Origin of the sequence: Neorhizobium galegae, assembly GCF_017877055.1 — a bacterium.
Classification (GTDB): Bacteria; Pseudomonadota; Alphaproteobacteria; order Rhizobiales; family Rhizobiaceae; genus Neorhizobium; species Neorhizobium galegae_D.
The window spans coordinates 77,327-95,214 of the sequence record NZ_JAGIPG010000006.1 but is presented as its reverse complement, the minus strand read 5'-3'; the positions used below and the strand labels follow the sequence as shown (position 1 = coordinate 95,214).

Here is a 17,888-nt window from a genome sequence, read left to right as displayed (position 1 = left end):
CTGTCCGTGGCGCGGGATCGATCCCGCGCGGCTTCTTCCCATAGATTCCGCGATATGGGTAGCGGGATGCCGAGCGCCAAATGTCGAGGTGCCTTTCCGCCGCGACGGAAAGGCACCGATCGGTGTGTCAGGCGGAAAGGCTCACGAATTCCTTGAGGATCGCATCACCCATTTCGGCGGTGCCGACCTTGCGGGCGCCTTCGGCCATGATGTCGCCGGTGCGGATGCCCTGATCGAGCACGTTGGCGATCGCCTTTTCGAGGTTGTCGGCTTCCGTGACCATGTTGAAGGAATAACGCAGGCACATGGCAAACGAGGCGATCATGGCGATCGGGTTGGCAACGCCGGTGCCGGCGATATCCGGCGCCGAACCGTGCACGGGCTCGTAAAGCGCCTTGCGCTTGCCGGTCTTGGCGTCGGGCGCGCCGAGCGATGCCGAAGGCAGCATGCCGAGCGAGCCGGTGAGCATGGCCGCGACGTCGGAGAGCATGTCGCCGAACAGGTTGTCGGTGACGATCACGTCGAACTGCTTGGGCTGGCGCACGAGCTGCATGCCGCCGGCATCGGCCAGCATATGCTCCAGCTTGACATCGGAATATTTCACCTTGTGCGTCTCGGTGACCACCTGGTTCCAGAGCACGCCCGACTTCATGACGTTGCGCTTTTCCATCGAGCAGACGGCATTCCTGCGGGTGCGGGCAAGCTCGAAGGCGACGCCGGCGATGCGCTCGATCTCGTAGGTATCGTAGACCTGGGTGTCGATGCCGCGCTTCTGGCCGTTGCCGAGGTCGATGATTTCCTTCGGTTCGCCGAAATAGACGCCGCCGGTCAATTCGCGGACGATCAGGATGTCGAGGCCCTCGACGAGTTCCGGCTTCAGGGAGGAGGCGGAGGCGAGCGCCGGGTAGCAGATCGCCGGGCGCAGGTTGGCGAACAGTTCCATGTCCTTGCGCAGGCGCAAGAGGCCGGCTTCCGGGCGCACGTCATAAGGAACGTGATCCCATTTCGGGCCGCCGACGGCGCCGAAAAGCACGGCATCCGCGTTCATGGCCTTGGCCATGTCCTCTTCGGAAATGGCGGCGCCATGGGCATCATAAGCGCAGCCGCCGACCAATCCTTCGTCGAGGACGAAGTCGGTTTTCATGGCGCTGTTCATATGGGCGATGATCTTGCGGACTTCGCCCATGGCCTCGGGGCCGATGCCGTCGCCGGGAAGGAGGAAGAGGTTCTTTGCCATATCGTTTGGTGTCCTTGCGGGTTTCGCAGGCTCGCGTCCTCCCGCGCGGATCTCCGCGCCTGGCATAACCTCGTCCGAGCCTGCCAAAGGACGAGGCTGGAAAGGTTTTAGGGACTGCCGGCGCCGATGCGGGCAGTCACCTCGATCTCGATCTTCATTTCGGGCGTGGTGAGGCCGCATACGACCATGGTCGCCGCAGGCCGGATCTCGGAGAAGGTCTCGCCGAGAACCTGAACGATGGCATCATAATCGGCCATGTCGGTGAGGTAGTAGCGCACCCGGACAACGTCCTGGAGGCCGCTGCCGGCCTCCTTCAGCGCCTTTTCGATCGTGCCGAGCGTATTGCGCGTCTGGGCGGCCGCGTCGGCGGGCATTTCCATCCTGGCATAGTCGTAGCCGGTGGTGCCGGAGACGTAGACCATGTCGCCATCCACCACTGCGCGCGAATAACCGATCCGCGCTTCGAAGGGCGATCCGGAGGAAATCCGCTTGACCATCAGGATGCTCCGGAAATCAGAGCCAGGGGCGAGCGGCTCGGTTGTTGTTCTCGAAAGCGCTGATCGCGGCATCGCTCTTCAGCGTCGAGGCAATGTCGTCGAGGCCTTCGAGCATGATGTGGCGGCGGCCGGGATCGATGTCGAAATGGATCGAGCCGCCATCCGGGCCGGTGATTTCCTGGGCTTCCAGGTCGATCGAGAGGATGGCGTTCGAGCCGCGCTCGGCATCGTCCATCAGCTTTTCGAGGTCTTCGGGGCTGACCACGATCGGCAGGATGCCGTTCTTGAAACAGTTATTGTAGAAAATGTCGGCGAAGCTCGTCGAGATGACACAGCGGATGCCGAAATCGAGAAGTGCCCACGGCGCGTGTTCGCGCGAGGAACCGCAGCCGAAATTGTCGCCGGCGACCAGGATCTTGGCGTTGCGATAGGCCGGCTTGTTCAGCACGAAATCGGGATTTTCAGAACCGTCGTCCTTGTAGCGGGCTTCCGAAAAGAGACCCTTGCCAAGACCGGTACGCTTGATGGTCTTGAGGTAATCCTTCGGAATGATCATGTCCGTGTCGATATTGATGACCGGAAGCGGCGCTGCAACGCCGGTGAGTTTGGTGAACTTTTCCATGATCTGCCTCCAGATGGACTTATCTGCGGAAGCTGCCATAAAGCAAATCGACGCAGATTTGAAGGCCTGTTTGACGTGAACCGGTACGCCAATACGCCGGAAACCGGCGTATTCGTCTCAGTTAGCGCTTGGAACGATCAAAGATCGATGATCGTGCCGCGGCCGTCGTTCCAGACGCGCATTTCGCGCTTGTTCGCCTTGGCCCGCACCGGGACCGGCTTCAGCCGAGCCGAAAGCGCGCGTCCGATGGACAGAACCGCGAGGATGCCCGCGAATGCGACGGTCAGCGAAGCCGTCAGAAGCGCCGCCATGGCGAGCACGGCGATGGCCGAAACGATGACGAAGAATACGCGGATGTTTTGCATGGTATATACCTTTCTCATCGAGGAATGTGGGGCCTTCCGCCTTTTCTTGCAAGGGCTTTTGCGCAGCGCGGTATTGCCGCAGACCAAAAAGATTGGCACAAATCGCCGATGACCGCCTTGACCGATATCAAACTTGCCTCCGTTCATCTTCGCCGCTCGATCCTGAGCGTGCCGGCCGGCAATACGAGGGCATTGGAAAAGGTGCATGGGCTGGATTGCGACGCGGTGATCTTCGACCTGGAAGATTCGGTTGCGCCGGAAAAGAAGACCGAGGCCCGCGGCAACCTTCGCCGGCTGTTTACGGAAAACCCTCTCCGGGGCAGGGAAACGATCATCCGCATCAACCCGCTCGAAACCGAGTTCGGCAGGGCCGATATGGATCTCGTCACCGAGGTCTTTCCCGACGTAGTGCTGATCCCCAAGCTCGAGCATATGTCGCAGGTCCAGGCGGTGGCGGATATCCTTTCTGAGGCCGGGGCTCCGGACGATCTCGCCATATGGGCCATGATCGAAACGCCGAAGGGCGTCTTGAATGCACCGGCGATTGCCCCTGTCGACGAGCGGCTCCAGTGTTTCGTGGTCGGCCTTAACGACCTGCGCAAGGAGACAGGCGTGTTGGCACAGCGGGGCCGGGCTTATCTGGTGCCCTGGCTGATGCAGATCGTGCTCGCCGGCCGCGCCCATGGGATCGATGTGATCGACAGCGTTTTCAACGATTTCAAGGATGCGGAAGCCTTCGAGGCGGAATGCGCGCAGGGCCGCGCCATGGGCTTTTCCGGCAAGATGCTGATCCATCCGGCGCAGATCGAACCTGCCAACCGGCATTTTGGGCCGGACCCCCAGGCCGTGGAAGAGGCGGAAGCGGTGATCGCCGCCTTCGCGGAACCGCAAGCGCAACATCTCAACGTCATCAACCTGAACGGCAAAATGGTCGAAAGGCTGCACCTGGCGGAGGCCGAAAAACTTGCCGCCACGGCCCGGATCATTGCTGAACGAAAGAGAACGCCATGAAACTTTATCGCTTCCTCAGCGGTCCCGACGATTCCTCCTTCTGCCACAAGGTGACGGCGGCACTGAACAAGGGCTGGGAACTTTCCGGCTCGCCGACTTATGCCTTCAACGCCACGACCGGCGAGATGCAGTGCGGCCAGGCGGTGACGAAGACCGTTCATGGAAAGGAATACGATCCCGAGATGAAACTCGGCGAACAGTAATAATTCAGCGCTGGGCTGCTTCCTCGGCGCTCGCCTCGATACGCTCCATGTCGTCGTCGCTGAGGCCGAAATGGTGACCGATTTCGTGGATCAGCACATGGGTGATGATATCGCCCAGGGTTTCCTCGTTTTCCGCCCAGTAATCGAGGATCGGCCGGCGATAAAGCCGGATGCGGTTCGGCAGTTCGCCCGTTTCCATGTTGAACCGCTCGGAAATGCCGCGGCCTTCAAAAAGGCCGAGCAGGTCGAAGGGTGTCTCGAGCGCCATGTCCTCGAAAACGTCGTCGTCGGGAAAATCCTCGATCTCGATCGTCAGGTTGGTGGTGAGAGCCCGGAATTCCTCCGGTAAATGACCATAGGCCTCGATCGCCAACGACTCGAATGCGCTGATCGTCGGCGCGTGGCGATCCTGCCAATCGTCGGTCTGGTCGATGCGGGCCATAGGCTCTCCTTCTGATCAGGCCCATATAGTACCTCCCGCGATATTTTTCGAGTGAAGAATCATCGGCCTACCCTCCAAGGAAAAGATTCCCAGGATTTGGCTGTTGACTCTTTCGGGCAGCTCTGGAATCCATAAGAACATAAAGAGAACATTTACAGATGGAGCTGACGCCATGGCCGAGCACGCCACGGCGCAGGAGACGCTTTTTGCCCTGCGCGAACAGATCGCCAGATTGGAAGGAAAATCCCTTCCGGCGCTTGCCGCGGCGGAACAGGCGGACTCGGCTGCCGATCCGGAAGGCCGGAAAGCCAAAGACAATCAGCCCCGCCTGCCATTCGGCATAACGCAGATGGACACCGCATTGGAAGGCGGTCTGCCGCTCGACGGCATCACGGAAATCCGCTCCCTCCTGATGGGAGATGCCGGGGCTGCAAGCGGCTTTGCTCTCTCGCTGGCATCTTACCTCAAAGCGAGACAACCGAATGAGGTGCCCGTTCTCTGGATAGGCGATGTCGTCTCCACGCAGGAAGCCGGTATTCCTTATTCCGTCGGCCTCAAACAGTTCGGATTGAGCTCGCGGGATGTTCTTTACGCCTCCCCGCGCAAGCTGGACGATGCCCTGTGGCTTGCGGAGACCGCGGTGGCGAGCCGGGCTCTTGTCGCCGTCATTCTCGAAATCCGGGGGAACCCTAGGCATTTCGGGCTCACCGAAAGCCGCAGGTTGGGTCTCAGAGCAAAGGCGGCGGGGCGGCCGCTCTTTCTATTGCGGCATGGGGGAGAAGAAGAGGCGAGCAGCGCCTCGTTCCGTTTTCTTGTCGAACCGGCACCGGCGGCTCCCCGGCATCTTCCGAATGGATCCGTGCTTGGCGGCAGCATCGGTCATCCCGTTTTCAGGCTGACCCTGGAGAAGAGCCGTAACCCGGCTCCGCTGTCCTTACTTCTGGAGTGGAACCCTTATGAGCGTCAATTTTCCCTCGGCAAAGACACAGGAGAGGCTTTTTCTTTCCGCAACCCGCCAGCGCATCCTGGCGCTCGTCTTCCCGCATCTGCCGACCGACAGGATCGCGCGCCGGCTCTGGGGACTGTCATGGCGTTCGAAAGGGCGTCCTGAACATCCTCCGATCCTCTGTGCCGGCCGGCGGGAAAACGCCATGCGGCTCACGGCGCTCGACGAAGTTTCCGAACGCCTTGGGCTGAAGCGCGGGCAGGGGTTGGCCGAGGCACGCGCCATGTTTCCGAAAATCGACGTGGCGGACGAAGATGACGCTGCGGACCAGAGCCTTCTCGAGGCGATCGCCGATTGGTGTGATCGTTATACCCCGCTGGTGGCGCTGGACGGCCGCGAAGGCCTGTTTCTCGACATCACCGGCTGTGCCCACCTCTTCGGCGGCGAGGAAGCCCTGCTGAAGGATATTCTTGGCCGGCTTCTGCAGATGGGCTTCGATGTCAAAGGAGCGATCTCCTCGTCGCCGGGCCTATCATGGGCGGCCTGCCGCTTCGGCCGCGGCGGCGTGATCGCCGATCAGGTGACGCAGGAGGTGCTGGCGCCTCTGCCGGTCAACGCCCTGCGCATCGATGAGACCACTATTGCATCGCTCTACAAGCTCGGACTGAAAAGGATCGGGGACCTTCTGCCCATGCCGCGTGCGCCTTTGGCCCGCCGTTTCGGCACGCATCTGTTGCTTCGTCTGGATCAGGCGCTCGGGAACAATGAAGAGGCCATTTCGCCTCGCCGTCCTGTGGCAGCCCTTTCCGCCGAGCGGCGACTCGCCGAGCCGATCCAGGCTGAAGAACATATTCTGCAGCTGACCGGCCAGATTGCCATTTCGTTGAAATCGGAACTGGAAGCGCGCGGCGTCGGCGGGCGGGTTTTTGAACTGGTTCTTTTTCGGGTCGATGGCCGGGTGTTTCGCATCGCGGCCGGCGCTTCCCAGCCCCTGCAGGATCCGAAACGGATTTCGTCCTTGTTTTCCGAGCGCCTGAACGCTGTGCATGACCATCTCGATGCCGGCTTCGGTTTCGAGCTCCTGCGTCTCAACGTGCTGCAATACGATATCTTCAAGATCCTGCAGGGTGATTTCACCGGGAATGGCGATAGTGAAATCTCGCTTGCCGATTTTGTCGATCGGGTTTCAGCCCGGCTCGGAGCTGACTGTCTGCAGGTCGCCGAACCAAAACAGAGCCATGTGCCGGAGCGTGCGGAAGTGTTCGTGCCGGCGATTGCAGCAAGGATCGTCCGGGAAAAACCCGAGGAAATTTTCACCTTCGTGCCGAGAAGCGACCGGCCCTTGCGGCTTTTTCGTCATCCGGAACCCGTGGAAGCTTTTGCGGCAACGGTGCCGGACGGTCCTCCCCAGCGTTTCCGCTGGCGCCGCATCGTTCACAAGGTCATTCGTGCCGAGGGACCGGAGCGGATTTCGCCGGAATGGTGGCATGACGAGGAGGATGCAGAGGAGCGCGACTATTTCCGGTTGGAAAGCGAGGCGGGCCGCCGCTTCTGGGTTTTCCGCGCGGGCCATTACGTCGCCGGCAAAACTGCGCCGACCTGGCGCGTGCACGGGATTTTCGCATGACGGACGCTCCCGCCTTTTTCGAGATCGGCGCCAAGACCAATTTCTCCTTCCTGGAGGGAGCGGCCAAGCCTGAGGAGATGATCATCGCGGCCAGCGTGTCCGGCCTGTCCGGTCTTGGTATCGCCGACAGGAATTCCGTTGCCGGCGTGGTGAGAGCGCATAGCCAAGTCAGAAACATGAAGGAAACATACGAACTTCAGCAGAAGCACGGCAAAAAGGAAGACGAGGAAGCGGCCATCTTCCCTTGCGCGTTTCATCCGGGAGCGCGGCTCGTTTTTTCCGACAAGACGCCGGATATTCTCGCCTATCCGCAGAACCGGAAGGGCTGGGCCAATCTCTGCCGCCTGCTGAGCCGGGGGAAACTCAGGGCAGACAAGGGAGCCTGCATTCTGGAAGGATGGGATCTTCTGGAATGGTGCGACGAGATGATGCTGGCGGTCGTGCCGGATTTTTCCCGCTTGGAAGACTCGGTTTATCAGCAGCACCTGGGAGACTGTCTCAATGAATACAGAGAACGGTTTCGCAATAATATCTATCTGGCTCTGGCACCGACCTATGATGGCCGCGATGCCCTTGTCTTTGACTCGCTTGCCCAGATTGCCGCACGCAATCGAGTGTCTCTGATTGCGACCAACCTGCCCCTTTTCCATCTCCCCTATCGGCGATCCCTATCGGACGTGGTCACGGCAATCCGCGAACACGTGACAGTCCAGGAAGCCGGTTTCCGGCTCGCACCGAATGGAGAACGGTATATCAAACAAGCCACTGAAATGATGCGGCTGTTCCGTGCCTATCCGGACGCGATCGCCAATACGAAAAAGTTCTTCAGCCAGCTGAAATTCTCCCTTGACGAACTCAGCCACAACTATCCCGACGAAAGCGTGCCAGGCGAGACGGTGTCCGAAACTCTGGAACGGTTGACGTGGGAGGGGGCAAGGCGCCGATACCCCGACAAGATCGAGGAAAAGGTTTCGAACCAGATCAGATATGAGCTCGACCTGATCAAGGAGATGGAATACGAGCCTTATTTTCTGACGGTACGCCATATCGTCTGGCACGCCCGGTACGAGCTGAAAATCCTCTGCCAGGGACGTGGCTCGGCCGCCAATTCCACAGTCTGTTACTGCCTTGGCATTACCGAAGTCGATCCAACGTTCACGACACTTCTTTTCGAAAGGTTCATTTCGACGGAGCGGAACGAACCGCCTGATATCGACGTCGATTTCGAGCATGCGCGGCGAGAAGAGATCATCCAATACATCTATCAGCATTACGGCTATCGCCATGCCGGCTTGACCGCGGCTGTGACCAGCTATCGAACGCGTATGGCAGGGCGCGAGGTGGCCAAGGCTTTCGGTCTTTCCGAAGATGTGCAATCGGCGCTTTCGAGTACTGTCTGGGGCTGGTCGGAAGAGGGGCTTTCGGAGCGGGAGGCAAAGGTCGCAGGTCTTGATGTGGCGGACAAAACGACACTCAAGGTGATTGCCCATGCGAAGGAACTCATGGGTTTTCCGCGCCATCTCACCCAGCATGTCGGCGGGTTCCTGATTACACGCGACCGGCTGGATGAAGTCGTGCCGATCATGAAAACGGCGATGCCTGGCCGTTACATGGTCGAGTGGGACAAGGACGACCTCGACACGCTGAAGCTCTTGAAGATCGACGTGCTGGCGCTCGGCATGCTGACCTGCCTCAAGAAGGCATTCGAACTTATGAAACAGCATTACAATCGAGAAGAGACGTTGGCTGGTTTGCTTCAGGATAAGCAGGATGATGTCTATGACATGATCTGCCGTGCCGACACGATCGGTGTATTCCAGATCGAAAGCCGGGCTCAGATGAGCATGCTGCCGCGTCTAAGGCCTCGGGAGTTCTATGATCTTGTCGTCGAGGTGGCGATCGTTCGACCGGGACCGATCCAGGGGAACATGGTCCATCCTTATCTGAAGCGGCGAGAGGCCTTACGGAACAATCAACCTATCGAATACCCCGGCCCTAAATTGGAAGAAGTCCTTAAGCGGACGCTGGGAGTGCCGCTTTTTCAGGAGCAGGCAATGCAGATCGCTATTACTGGAGCCGGCTTTTCACCAGCGAAGGCAGACAAACTGCGCCGATCGATGGCCACCTTCAAACGTTCCGGGAGAGTGGAAGAATTCAGGCGTGATTTCATTCAAGGGATGCTCAAGAACGAGTACCCACGAGAATTCGCAGAAAGCTGTTTCAGCCAGATCGAAGGTTTTGCCGAATACGGATTTCCGGAAAGTCATGCGGCTTCATTCGCTTTGCTCGTCTATGCCTCTTCCTGGATCAAGGCCTATTATCCGGATGTCTTCTGCACGGCGATGTTGAATTCCCAACCCATGGGCTTTTATGCGCCAGCGCAGCTCGTTCGCGATGCGCGGGAACATGGCGTCAAAATCCTTCCTGTCGATATCAATTACTCGGATTGGGATTGTACTTTGGAAGCGTCTGCCTTCGACAGGAATGCGATCGATAAGCGTCACGGATCCATGCGGGATGTCATCAGGACCCGGCGCGCAGTGCGGCTTGGGTTTCGTCAGGTCAAGGGCCTTGCCGAGAAAGACGTGGTCGAGAAGCTTATTGCTCACCGAGGAGAGGGCTATACCTCGATCCATGATCTCTGGCAGCGGTCCGGTCTCGACAAGTCGGATATCGAGCGGCTCGCGGATGCCGATGTCTTCAACTCCGTAAGGCTCAATCGTCGCGAGGCGCTCTGGACAGTCAGGGGGCTCGATGCCAGGAGGGTTGCCGAGAAACTGCCTCTGTTCGAAATGGCCGACCGCATGGATTTGAGGCCCGAGGCAAAAGTGGCGCTTCCGGAAATGCTGCCCGGCGAACAGGTGGTCGAGGATTACCGCTATCTCTCGCTTTCGCTGAAAGCCCATCCGGTCTCTTTCCTGCGGGAGGAATTCAAGATGATGGGGATTACCCGCAGCGTCGATCTTTTGACTGTCCCGAACGGGCAGCGGGTGACGATCGGCGGGATCGTTCTCGTCCGGCAGCGGCCGGGTTCGGCCAAGGGCGTCATTTTCATGACGCTGGAAGACGAGACTGGCGTCGCCAATGCAATTGTGTGGTCGAAAATTTTCGAACGTTACCGGCCGGTCGTCATGGGCGCGCGGCTGGTGAAGATCCGGGGGAAACTGCAAAGCCAGAGTGGTGTGATTCATACGGTGGTCGAGCATATCGAGGACATTACACCGATGCTGGGTTTGCTGCAGAAGGAGGCGAGGCGGCTCGGGGTGTCGGCCCGCTCCGACGAGGTGTTGCAGTCCAGCGGCGACCATCGGCAGAAGAGGCGTTCCAATGGAATGGAAGAACGAGACAGCAAGTCCGTAAAAGAGGCCGGGCCTCATCATTCCTATGCGGCCGGTCCGGGAAGCGTCATGCCCAAAGGCCGTAACTTCCACTAATTGCCAACGGGAATGGGGCGAAAGAGGAGGCTCCGGGTATGGCAGGCTCACTTAAGAAATGACGCATATGCGTCGATTTTTTCTTGACATCTCCTATCCGCTTTCGCAAAAAGAAGATGTTACAGGTCATGTTTGGCAGGTCGACCGAGAATGCTGGTTTGCAGTTGCAATTACATCACCGACAGGGAAATCAAGGACGTCATCACGCAGCTCCTTGACGAAGACTGCTGGCAGCTTATCGTCCCGTCAAAAGTCTATCACGCCATGGCGAAACGCGGCCGCTGCTGCGGCTGTTTCCCGGGCGTCGTCGATCTGATCATCCGCACAACCGAGGAATATCACGCCGCGCACCACTCGACGGAAGACGAGGTGGTCGTATATATGTCCCGCTTGAGACAATTCCATGAGGAAAACAGGAGAGCGGACATTGAAAGGCGACTCAAAGGTCATCGAGCGGCTTAACGAGGCACTTTTTCTCGAGCTGGGCGCAGTCAACCAGTACTGGCTGCATTATCGCCTGCTCGACGATTGGGGCTTCAAGAAGCTCGCGAAAAAGGAGCGGGCGGAGTCGATCGAAGAAATGCAGCATGCCGATCGTCTCATCGATCGCATCATCTTCCTCGAAGGCCATCCCAACCTGCAGACGGTTGCCCCGCTGCGCATCGGCCAGAACGTCAAGGAAGTCCTGGAGGCCGATCTCGCCGGCGAATACGATGCCCGCACGGCCTACAAGGCTTCCCGCGATATCTGTCACGCGGCCGGCGACTACGTCTCGATGAAGCTTTTCGAAGAGCTTCTGATGGACGAGGAAGGCCATATCGACTTCCTCGAAACGCAACTCGATCTCCTGGCGAAAATCGGCGAGGAGCGTTACGGCCTCCTCAATGCAGAATCTGCCGATTCTGCCGAATAAGGGGCTGTACTTGAACACACAAAACCCGGCGAAGCATCCGCTCCGCCGGGTTTTTCATTTCAGTCCACGAACCGGTCACATGGCAGCCGGCTGAGCCAGACGCAAGCTCCCCACCGGTCAGAGCCTCTTGGTTGCAGCCTTGGCCAGGTGGGTAAACTCGGCGACGACCTGATCGTAGACGGCGCGCTTGAAGGGCACGATCAGGCTCGGAAGGTCGGCCATAGGCTTCCATTCCCAGGCATCGAATTCCGGCGCGTGTCCGCCAGGCGGCGGGTTGATGGCAATCTCGCTTTCGTCGCCATCGAAACGGAAGGCGAACCAGCGCTGGGTCTGGCCGCGATATTTTCCCTTCAGCCCGATGCCGATCAGATGTTCGGGCAGATCGTAATTGATCCAATCGTCCGCCTCGGCGAGCAAGGTGACGGAGCGCATCCCCGTTTCCTCGTAAAGCTCGCGATAGGCGGCGGGAAGCGGCTCCTCGCCCTTGTCGATGCCGCCCTGCGGCATCTGCCAGAGCTGCGGCGAACCGTCAAATTCACTGTTGCCGTCGCTGATGCGCCGGCCGGCCCAGACAAGGCCTTCACGGTTGAGAACCATGATGCCGACGCAGGGGCGATAGGGAAGCTCCTCCGCGACGACCGAACGTTTGCCTTTTTTGCTCATGGATAACTCCGATCGATTACGGTCCGACGCTTTCGCTCGCGAGCGACGAGACGCCGACAATCTCGATACCGCGCTGCGAGACTTCTTCACTCCATTGCCTTACCGCATCGATGCTCTCGTCGAAAGCCGAAGCGATGCCGATCGCCGTTCCCTTGCGACCGGCAATGCGCTCCAGTTCATCGAGCTTCTTGAGGATGGCATCCTTCTGCAATTGCCCGTCAAGCGTCAGATCCCCGAAGGCATGCGGTAGTTCGATCGCCTTGGCAACGATCGCCGTCTTGGACTGGGCGGAGGTTCCGTCGTCGAGGAAGAGCAGCCCGCGTCTGGAAATGTCGCGCAGGACCGGCTCCAACGCGCCGGCATCCGAGAGATAACGGCCGCCGAGATAGTTCATGACGCCGGTATAGTTGGTGATTTCGCCCATGGCGCGGTGAAGGCGGCCGAGATTGTCCTTGGCCGACATCCTGGTCAGCAGAGTGCCGGGGCCTGGATCGTTGGCCGGATAATCAAATGGTTCGAACGGCACCTGGATCAGGATCTCGTGGCCGGCGCGGCGGGCTTCCTGCATCCATCGCTGCAGGCTGTTACCGCTGACGGCAAACGCGAGCGTCACCGTCGGCGGCAGGTCGCGGATCGCCCGCTGGGTGCCCGTCTGGCTGAGGCCAAGACCGCCGACGACGATTGCGATTCGGGTTCCGCGCGCGCCGGACCAGGGCCGCGCATACTGATCCATCGGCCGCTGCCCGCCGGGCCCGACAATGGGCAGCCGGCCGTGGGGCGAATCTTCCAGCAGCGCATCGTTGGGCTGGGCAGCCATACGCGGGTCCTGGCCGATCCGCTGGGTGCCGATCATCACCGGCCCGCTGCCGTCGCGTGATCGGGGCGTGTACTTGGTGACGACCGAGCCGTCATCAGTGAGCGTCCGTTCGATATTGGCCCCGGAACTCGGATCGGAACGAGGCATGCCGGCGGATTGCTGCGGCGTTGCGCTCTGGTCGGATTTTGCGGCAGGCTGGACTTGTTCGGGCTTGGAAGCGGGCGGTGCGTTGGAAGCAGTTTGCTTCAGGGCATCATCGCCGCGCATGGCGTAGAGCGAAAGCCCCAGGATGCCGGTAACCGAAAGCATCGCCAAAGCAATCGCGAAAGAAAACCTTCGCTTCCGTCGCCGAGCGGCCGGCCGGTTCTGTCCGAGCGGTGCATGGAGATCGGTGCCCAAGGTCTATTCCGCGTTCTGTCTGCAGATACGAAGAACCGGCCAGCGCGGCGTCTTTTCAACGCGTCACGCTGGCCGGCCCGATGATTGTCTTTACTTCTTGATCGTAGCGGCTGCGGCCTTGTCCGGGCTCGGCGGGAAGGACGGGTCCTTCTTCACGCCGCGGAAGAGATCGAGCGCATAGTTGAGCTGGATGTCGTCCTTGGCTTCCGGCGGCACGTAGGCGGCGGAACCGGAACCTTCGTCGGTTTCGGCAGCACCCTGGATGTGGCCGCGCAGGCTGGATTCGCCTTCAGCCCTTATCTTGCCCTGCAGTTCGGGCGGCAGCGGCTGGTCGACCTTGATGTCCGGTTGGATGCCGGTGCCCTGGATCGACTTGCCCGACGGCGTGTAATAGAGCGCGGTGGTCAGACGCAGCGCGCCGGCATCGCCGAGCGGGATGATTGTCTGAACCGAACCCTTGCCGAAGGAGCGCGTGCCGAGAACCGTGGCGCGGCGCAGATCCTGGAGCGCCCCGGCGACGATTTCCGAAGCGGAAGCCGAGCCGCCGTTGACGAGCACGATGACCGGCTTGCCGTCGGTCAGGTCACCCGGGCCGGCGTTAAAGCGGCGGGTCTCTTCGGCATTGCGGCCGCGGGTCGAAACCACTTCGCCACGTTCCAGGAATGCGTCGGAAACGTTGATCGCCTGGTCGAGCAGACCGCCCGGGTTGAGGCGCAGATCGAGCACGTAGCCCTTCAGCTTGTCGGCCGGGACATCCGCCTTGATCTTCTTGATCGCCTTTTCGAGGTCGTCATAGGTCTTTTCGGTGAAGGAGATGACGCGGACATAACCGACATCGCCGCCTTCGACGCGGGACTTCACGGCGCGCACCGCGATGATGTCGCGGACCACGGTGATGTCGAGCGGCTTATCGGCGCCCTGGCGGATGATCGTCAGCTTGATCGGGGTGTTGACGCCGCCGCGCATCTTCTCGACGGCTTCTTCGAGCTTCAGGCCGCGCACCGGGGCGCCGTCGATCTCGGAAATGAAGTCGCCTGCCAGAATGCCGGCCTTGGAGGCGGGCGTATCGTCGATCGGCGCGATGACCTTGACGAGTTCGTTCTCCATGGTGACCTCGATGCCGAGGCCGCCGAACTCGCCGCGCGTCTGCGTGCGCATGTCTTCGGCATCCTTGGCATTCATGAAGCTCGAATGGGGGTCGAGCGAGGTCAGCATGCCGTTGATGGCATTCTCGACCAGCTTTTCTTCATCCGGCGGCGTCACGTACTGGGCGCGTACACGTTCGAACACGTCGCCGAAGATCGACAGTTCCCGGTAGGTCGAAGGGCCGGCGGCCTGCGCCGGCACACCGGCCGAATAAATCACGCTCATCGCGGTCGCACCCAAGAGTGCACCGACGATGACAAGAGAAGCCCTACGAATCATTTCGTGCCCTTCCAGTTTCTTTCGAGGTCCACCACGGTTTGGAATCGACCGGTGTGCCATCTTTTCGGAATTCAATGTAAAGCGTTGGACGATCTGTTTCCAGCGCCAATGCGGTTGCGCTTGCCACTCTTTTCTCACCCATCACCGCAATGGGCTCGCCTGCGAAAACGAACTTGCCCTGCCGTGCATTCACAACGTCCATGCCGGTCAGAACCAGATGGTATCCGTCTCCGGCATTGAGGATGATCATCTGTCCGTAACTCCGGAAGGCTCCGGCGAAAACCACCAGGCCATCAGCCGGCGCCGTCACCACGGCACCTGCATTCGAAGCAACGGTTATGCCTCTCGCCGAATGCCCCGTCCCGTCGGAATCGCCGAACCACCGCAATACATCTCCGGCAACCGGAAGCTCCAGTTTCTGCCTGAGGCTTGAAAACGCGTATGCGGGCGCAATGCGGTTTTTGTCGGGCACGCCGCTCTGGGCAAGCTGCTTTGCCTTTTCGCGCTCGGCATCGGACATCATACGCTGGCGCTCTTCCTCGGCGCGCGCCTGGTCGATCGCCTCACGCACCGAGGCGATCTCGCCTTCGAACGATTGGATAAGGTTCTCGAGCGTGGTGGCGCGGCCGGCAAGCTCCTCGGAGCGGTGGCGCTCGGCGTCGAGATCGGCCGCGTTGCGCTTGTTCAATTTTTCGTTTTCCGCGAGCAGCAGGGTCATGCGCCGGTCCTCTTCGAGGCTGGCTGCAATGGTGCTGGAGACGGTGGTCTTCTCGGTCATTGCCAAGGCCTGCAGAGAGGCCAGAGACTGGAGGTCGGCAACGAGCTTGTCCGCTTCGTGGCGCATGCCAGGAACGACGGCGCCGAGCAGGATCGCGCTGCGAACCGAGGCAAGCGCATCATCGGGCGTCACCAGAAGTGCCGGAGGAGGATTGCGGCCCATGCGCTGCAGGGCTGCGAGCACTTCGGCCAGCACGGCGCGGCGGCCGCGCAGGGAGGTGCGGATACCGTCTTCCTTGAGCTTCAGCTCGGTTATCTTCTTCTCGCTGTCGAGGATCCTGGTTTCCAGGTTTTTTCGACGGGCGGCCGAATCGATCAGCGCCTGGCGGACATCGGCGGTATTCTTCCTGATATCGGCGATGTTCTTTTCGATCGCGGCGGCCCTGTCGCCGGAAATCTTCATGTTCTTGGTCAGAACTTCGAGCTCGCCGCGGGTTTCGTTGCGCCGGCGCTGCAGGTCGGCAGTCGGATCGACTGCGGCGGCGGGTGCCGCCTGAGGTGCCGTCGGCGGGGAAACGTTCTGGGCGCGTGCGTTGCTGAAGATGGGGAAGGGTGGGACCAGCGCGAAACCGAGACCCGCCGCCAGAAGCAGCGCGCGCCGGTACGATGTCATCCTGATTGTCCGCATTCCCGCTCCGCTATTCGCCGGATCGAGAAAACTTAAGCTGATTTGCCCGACGAGGCCACAAACAACATCGTGTTTGAAGGTAAACGATCGTTTAAGCTCTGTGATAGGGATGGCCCGAGAGAATGGTGACGGCGCGGTAGAGCTGTTCGGCGATCAGGATGCGCACCAGCTGGTGCGGCCAGGTCATCGAGCCGAGGTTGAGCACCATATCGGCCCGCTCGCGGAGTTCGGGGTCGAGACCGTCGGCTCCGCCGATCGCCAGCATCATGTCGCGTTTGCCGTTGTCGCGGTATCGGCCGATCATGCCGGCAAAGGCTTCGCTGTCGAGCGCCTTGCCGCGTTCATCGAGAAGAATGAGGACTGCGCCTTCGGCAAGCGCCTTTTCGAGCGCCGTCGCTTCCTCGCGCTTGCGCGTGTCGGCATTCGCCGCTCGGCTTTCCTGGACCTCGATCAGTTTCGACAATTCCAGACCCACCGCCGGGCCAGCCTTGGCGAAGCGGTCGAGATAACGGGACGCAAGATCCTTTTCCGGTCCGGTTTTCAGCCGTCCCACGGCAAAAAGGCTTATTCGCATGTCCTGATCCGTTGAATTTTACGGCCGAAAATCCCTTCCGGCGGCGAGTTTGCACCCAGCCGCATGACTTCGACCTCAGTCCGACGGTTCAGGGCCTGCCCGAACGCGTCAGTGCAGCAGCGTGCCTTCTTCGATATCCGGCGTCGCCCACATCTTTTCGATGTTGTAGAACGCGCGGATTTCAGGACGGAACACGTGGACGATGATGTCCCCGGTGTCAATGAGCACCCAGTCACCCGTCTCCTGCCCTTCGACGCGGGCGGTTCCAAGCCCGTCGTCCTTCAGATCGGAAATCAGGTGATCGCTGATGGCCATGACATGCCGGTTCGATCGTCCGGAGACAACGACCATGTAGTCTCCGAGCGCTGATTTTCCAGCAATGTTGATGGTGACGATGTCTTCAGCTTTGGAGTCCTCGAGACTTGCGAGGACCAGTTCGAGAGCACGGGCAGCAGCATCGGCGCCACGTTCCAGGCTCTGCGGGAGAACGGAGGCCGTCCTGCCCTTGGCGTGTACTGTTGTCAGGGTTTGTCCTTTCATCCAGGTAACAGCAACAGGCACTTGAAGCGAATCCGATTCACGCTCGGCCGCTATATTTAAGGTGGCATCGAATTCTTAATCTTTCAAGAGAGCGTCCTGAAAGGTGATAGAAAGATGTAGACCCTTTTCGTCGCATTGGTGGCCGGCGCTAATCGGATTTCTGTCCGTTTGCGGCGCGGATCGCGGTGGAACTCAAGGCCGAACGCGGGCCATGGATGAAGGTCCAGGCCGGCGCGCGCCGTTTCCAGAGCGTGCCCGCGTCATCTTCGTCCACACGGGCGTAATCGAAGGTGCGGGCCATTTTCGACGACAGGAACGAGAGTGTCGCTCCCGGCCGGTCGATGACGGCGATCGGGAAGGTCGAGGCGATCGTCTGCCATTTCTGCCAGTGGTGGAAGGTCTTCAGGCTGTCGGCGCCCATGACCCAGACAAAATGCACAAGCGGGTTCCTGGCCTTCACGAAGGCCAGCGTGTCGGCTGTATAGGATCCGCCGAGCGTCTTTTCGAAAGCGGTGATCTTGATGCGCGGATCGTCGATCAGCTTCTCGCTCATCGTCAGCCGGTCGTCGAGCGAAGCAAGTTCGGAACGACTTTTCAGCGGGTTGCCGGGTGTCACCATCCACCAGAGCTGGTCGAGGCCAAGGCGCCGGAGCGCGATCTCGGCGACCAGGAGATGGCCCTCATGAGGCGGATTGAACGAACCGCCGAACAGGCCGACGGCCATGCCCCGTTCGGCATGCGGCATGACCAGATATCGGCGGTCGATCG

The 17,888-nt window shown here is 60.2% G+C and carries 18 protein-coding genes and 1 pseudogene; 7 read left to right on the top strand and 12 right to left on the bottom strand.

Annotation, left to right across the window (positions count from 1 at the left end; translation table 11 throughout):
- Positions 1 to 127: 127 nt before the first annotated feature.
- The 4 genes from leuB to J2857_RS28685 form a co-directional block, all read right to left on the bottom strand.
- On the bottom strand, positions 128 to 1,237 hold the full coding sequence (leuB, locus tag J2857_RS28700; RefSeq protein ID WP_210013480.1) for a 3-isopropylmalate dehydrogenase: 1,110 nt from the start codon (positions 1,235 to 1,237) through the stop codon (positions 128 to 130).
- Between the two features lie 107 nt (positions 1,238 to 1,344).
- On the bottom strand, positions 1,345 to 1,734 hold the full coding sequence (locus J2857_RS28695; protein ID WP_210013479.1) for a RidA family protein: 390 nt from the start codon (positions 1,732 to 1,734) through the stop codon (positions 1,345 to 1,347).
- Positions 1,735 to 1,750: 16 nt separating this feature from the next.
- Positions 1,751 to 2,356, bottom strand: a complete 606-nt coding sequence (gene leuD, locus J2857_RS28690; protein ID WP_210013478.1) for a 3-isopropylmalate dehydratase small subunit — start codon at positions 2,354 to 2,356, stop codon at positions 1,751 to 1,753.
- Between the two features lie 137 nt (positions 2,357 to 2,493).
- A complete protein-coding gene (locus J2857_RS28685) occupies positions 2,494 to 2,721 on the bottom strand; it encodes a hypothetical protein (RefSeq protein WP_210013477.1) in 228 nt (75 codons plus the stop codon).
- Positions 2,722 to 2,829: 108 nt separating this feature from the next.
- On the opposite strand from J2857_RS28685, the gene J2857_RS28680 reads away from it, so the two are divergent.
- Together J2857_RS28680 and J2857_RS28675 are read left to right on the top strand one after the other, a co-directional pair.
- Positions 2,830 to 3,732, top strand: coding sequence for an HpcH/HpaI aldolase/citrate lyase family protein (locus tag J2857_RS28680; protein WP_210013476.1), 903 nt, complete (start codon positions 2,830 to 2,832; stop codon positions 3,730 to 3,732).
- Positions 3,729 to 3,935, top strand: a complete 207-nt coding sequence (locus J2857_RS28675; RefSeq protein ID WP_007764402.1) for a DUF1737 domain-containing protein — start codon at positions 3,729 to 3,731, stop codon at positions 3,933 to 3,935. The genes J2857_RS28680 and J2857_RS28675 overlap by 4 nt, the downstream gene beginning before the upstream one ends.
- Before the next feature lie 4 nt (positions 3,936 to 3,939).
- Here J2857_RS28675 and J2857_RS28670 read toward each other — a convergent pair whose 3' ends face one another.
- The gene (locus J2857_RS28670; protein ID WP_210013475.1) at positions 3,940 to 4,377 is read right to left on the bottom strand and encodes a metallopeptidase family protein; all 438 of its coding nucleotides are present in this window, start codon (positions 4,375 to 4,377) and stop codon (positions 3,940 to 3,942) included.
- A 172-nt stretch (positions 4,378 to 4,549) separates the two neighbouring features.
- Here J2857_RS28670 and J2857_RS28665 point away from each other — a divergent pair, with 172 nt between their 5' ends.
- The 5 genes and pseudogenes from J2857_RS28665 (at position 4,550) to bfr (ending at position 11,297) form a co-directional block, all read left to right on the top strand.
- Complete coding sequence (locus J2857_RS28665) at positions 4,550 to 5,488, top strand: ImuA family protein (protein WP_210013474.1); 939 nt, start codon at positions 4,550 to 4,552, stop codon at positions 5,486 to 5,488.
- Positions 5,489 to 5,528: 40 nt separating this feature from the next.
- Positions 5,529 to 6,950 carry a Y-family DNA polymerase gene (locus J2857_RS28660; RefSeq protein ID WP_210013558.1) on the top strand — a complete coding sequence of 474 codons (1,422 nt, stop codon included), beginning with the start codon at positions 5,529 to 5,531 and terminating at the stop codon, positions 6,948 to 6,950.
- Positions 6,947 to 10,384 (top strand): error-prone DNA polymerase, encoded by a 3,438-nt coding sequence (locus J2857_RS28655; RefSeq protein ID WP_210013473.1) that lies wholly within the window; start codon positions 6,947 to 6,949, stop codon positions 10,382 to 10,384. The genes J2857_RS28660 and J2857_RS28655 overlap by 4 nt, the downstream gene beginning before the upstream one ends.
- Before the next feature lie 58 nt (positions 10,385 to 10,442).
- Positions 10,443 to 10,846 (top strand): annotated as a pseudogene (locus J2857_RS31160) ((2Fe-2S)-binding protein).
- Positions 10,812 to 11,297, top strand: coding sequence for a bacterioferritin (gene bfr, locus J2857_RS28650; RefSeq protein WP_113283845.1), 486 nt, complete (start codon positions 10,812 to 10,814; stop codon positions 11,295 to 11,297). Before J2857_RS31160 ends, bfr begins: the two are co-directional and overlap by 35 nt.
- 117 nt (positions 11,298 to 11,414) lie before the next feature.
- Here bfr and J2857_RS28645 read toward each other — a convergent pair whose 3' ends face one another.
- From J2857_RS28645 to J2857_RS28615, 7 genes are all read right to left on the bottom strand, one after another.
- On the bottom strand, positions 11,415 to 11,960 hold the full coding sequence (locus tag J2857_RS28645; protein WP_210013472.1) for an RNA pyrophosphohydrolase: 546 nt from the start codon (positions 11,958 to 11,960) through the stop codon (positions 11,415 to 11,417).
- A 16-nt stretch (positions 11,961 to 11,976) separates the two neighbouring features.
- Positions 11,977 to 13,176 carry a divergent polysaccharide deacetylase family protein gene (locus tag J2857_RS28640; RefSeq protein ID WP_210013471.1) on the bottom strand — a complete coding sequence of 400 codons (1,200 nt, stop codon included), beginning with the start codon at positions 13,174 to 13,176 and terminating at the stop codon, positions 11,977 to 11,979.
- Positions 13,177 to 13,266: 90 nt separating this feature from the next.
- Entirely contained in the window at positions 13,267 to 14,601 is a 1,335-nt protein-coding gene (locus J2857_RS28635) for a S41 family peptidase (RefSeq protein ID WP_210013470.1), read from the bottom strand.
- Complete coding sequence (locus tag J2857_RS28630) at positions 14,591 to 15,991, bottom strand: murein hydrolase activator EnvC family protein (RefSeq protein ID WP_245363969.1); 1,401 nt, start codon at positions 15,989 to 15,991, stop codon at positions 14,591 to 14,593. The genes J2857_RS28635 and J2857_RS28630 overlap by 11 nt, the downstream gene beginning before the upstream one ends.
- A 106-nt stretch (positions 15,992 to 16,097) precedes the next feature.
- Positions 16,098 to 16,580, bottom strand: a complete 483-nt coding sequence (gene rlmH, locus J2857_RS28625; protein WP_210013468.1) for a 23S rRNA (pseudouridine(1915)-N(3))-methyltransferase RlmH — start codon at positions 16,578 to 16,580, stop codon at positions 16,098 to 16,100.
- 108 nt (positions 16,581 to 16,688) lie between these two features.
- Complete coding sequence (gene rsfS, locus J2857_RS28620) at positions 16,689 to 17,120, bottom strand: ribosome silencing factor (RefSeq protein ID WP_210013467.1); 432 nt, start codon at positions 17,118 to 17,120, stop codon at positions 16,689 to 16,691.
- A 148-nt stretch (positions 17,121 to 17,268) separates the two neighbouring features.
- Entirely contained in the window at positions 17,269 to 17,865 is a 597-nt protein-coding gene (locus J2857_RS28615; protein ID WP_245363990.1) for a nicotinate-nucleotide adenylyltransferase, read from the bottom strand.
- Positions 17,866 to 17,888: the final 23 nt, after the last annotated feature.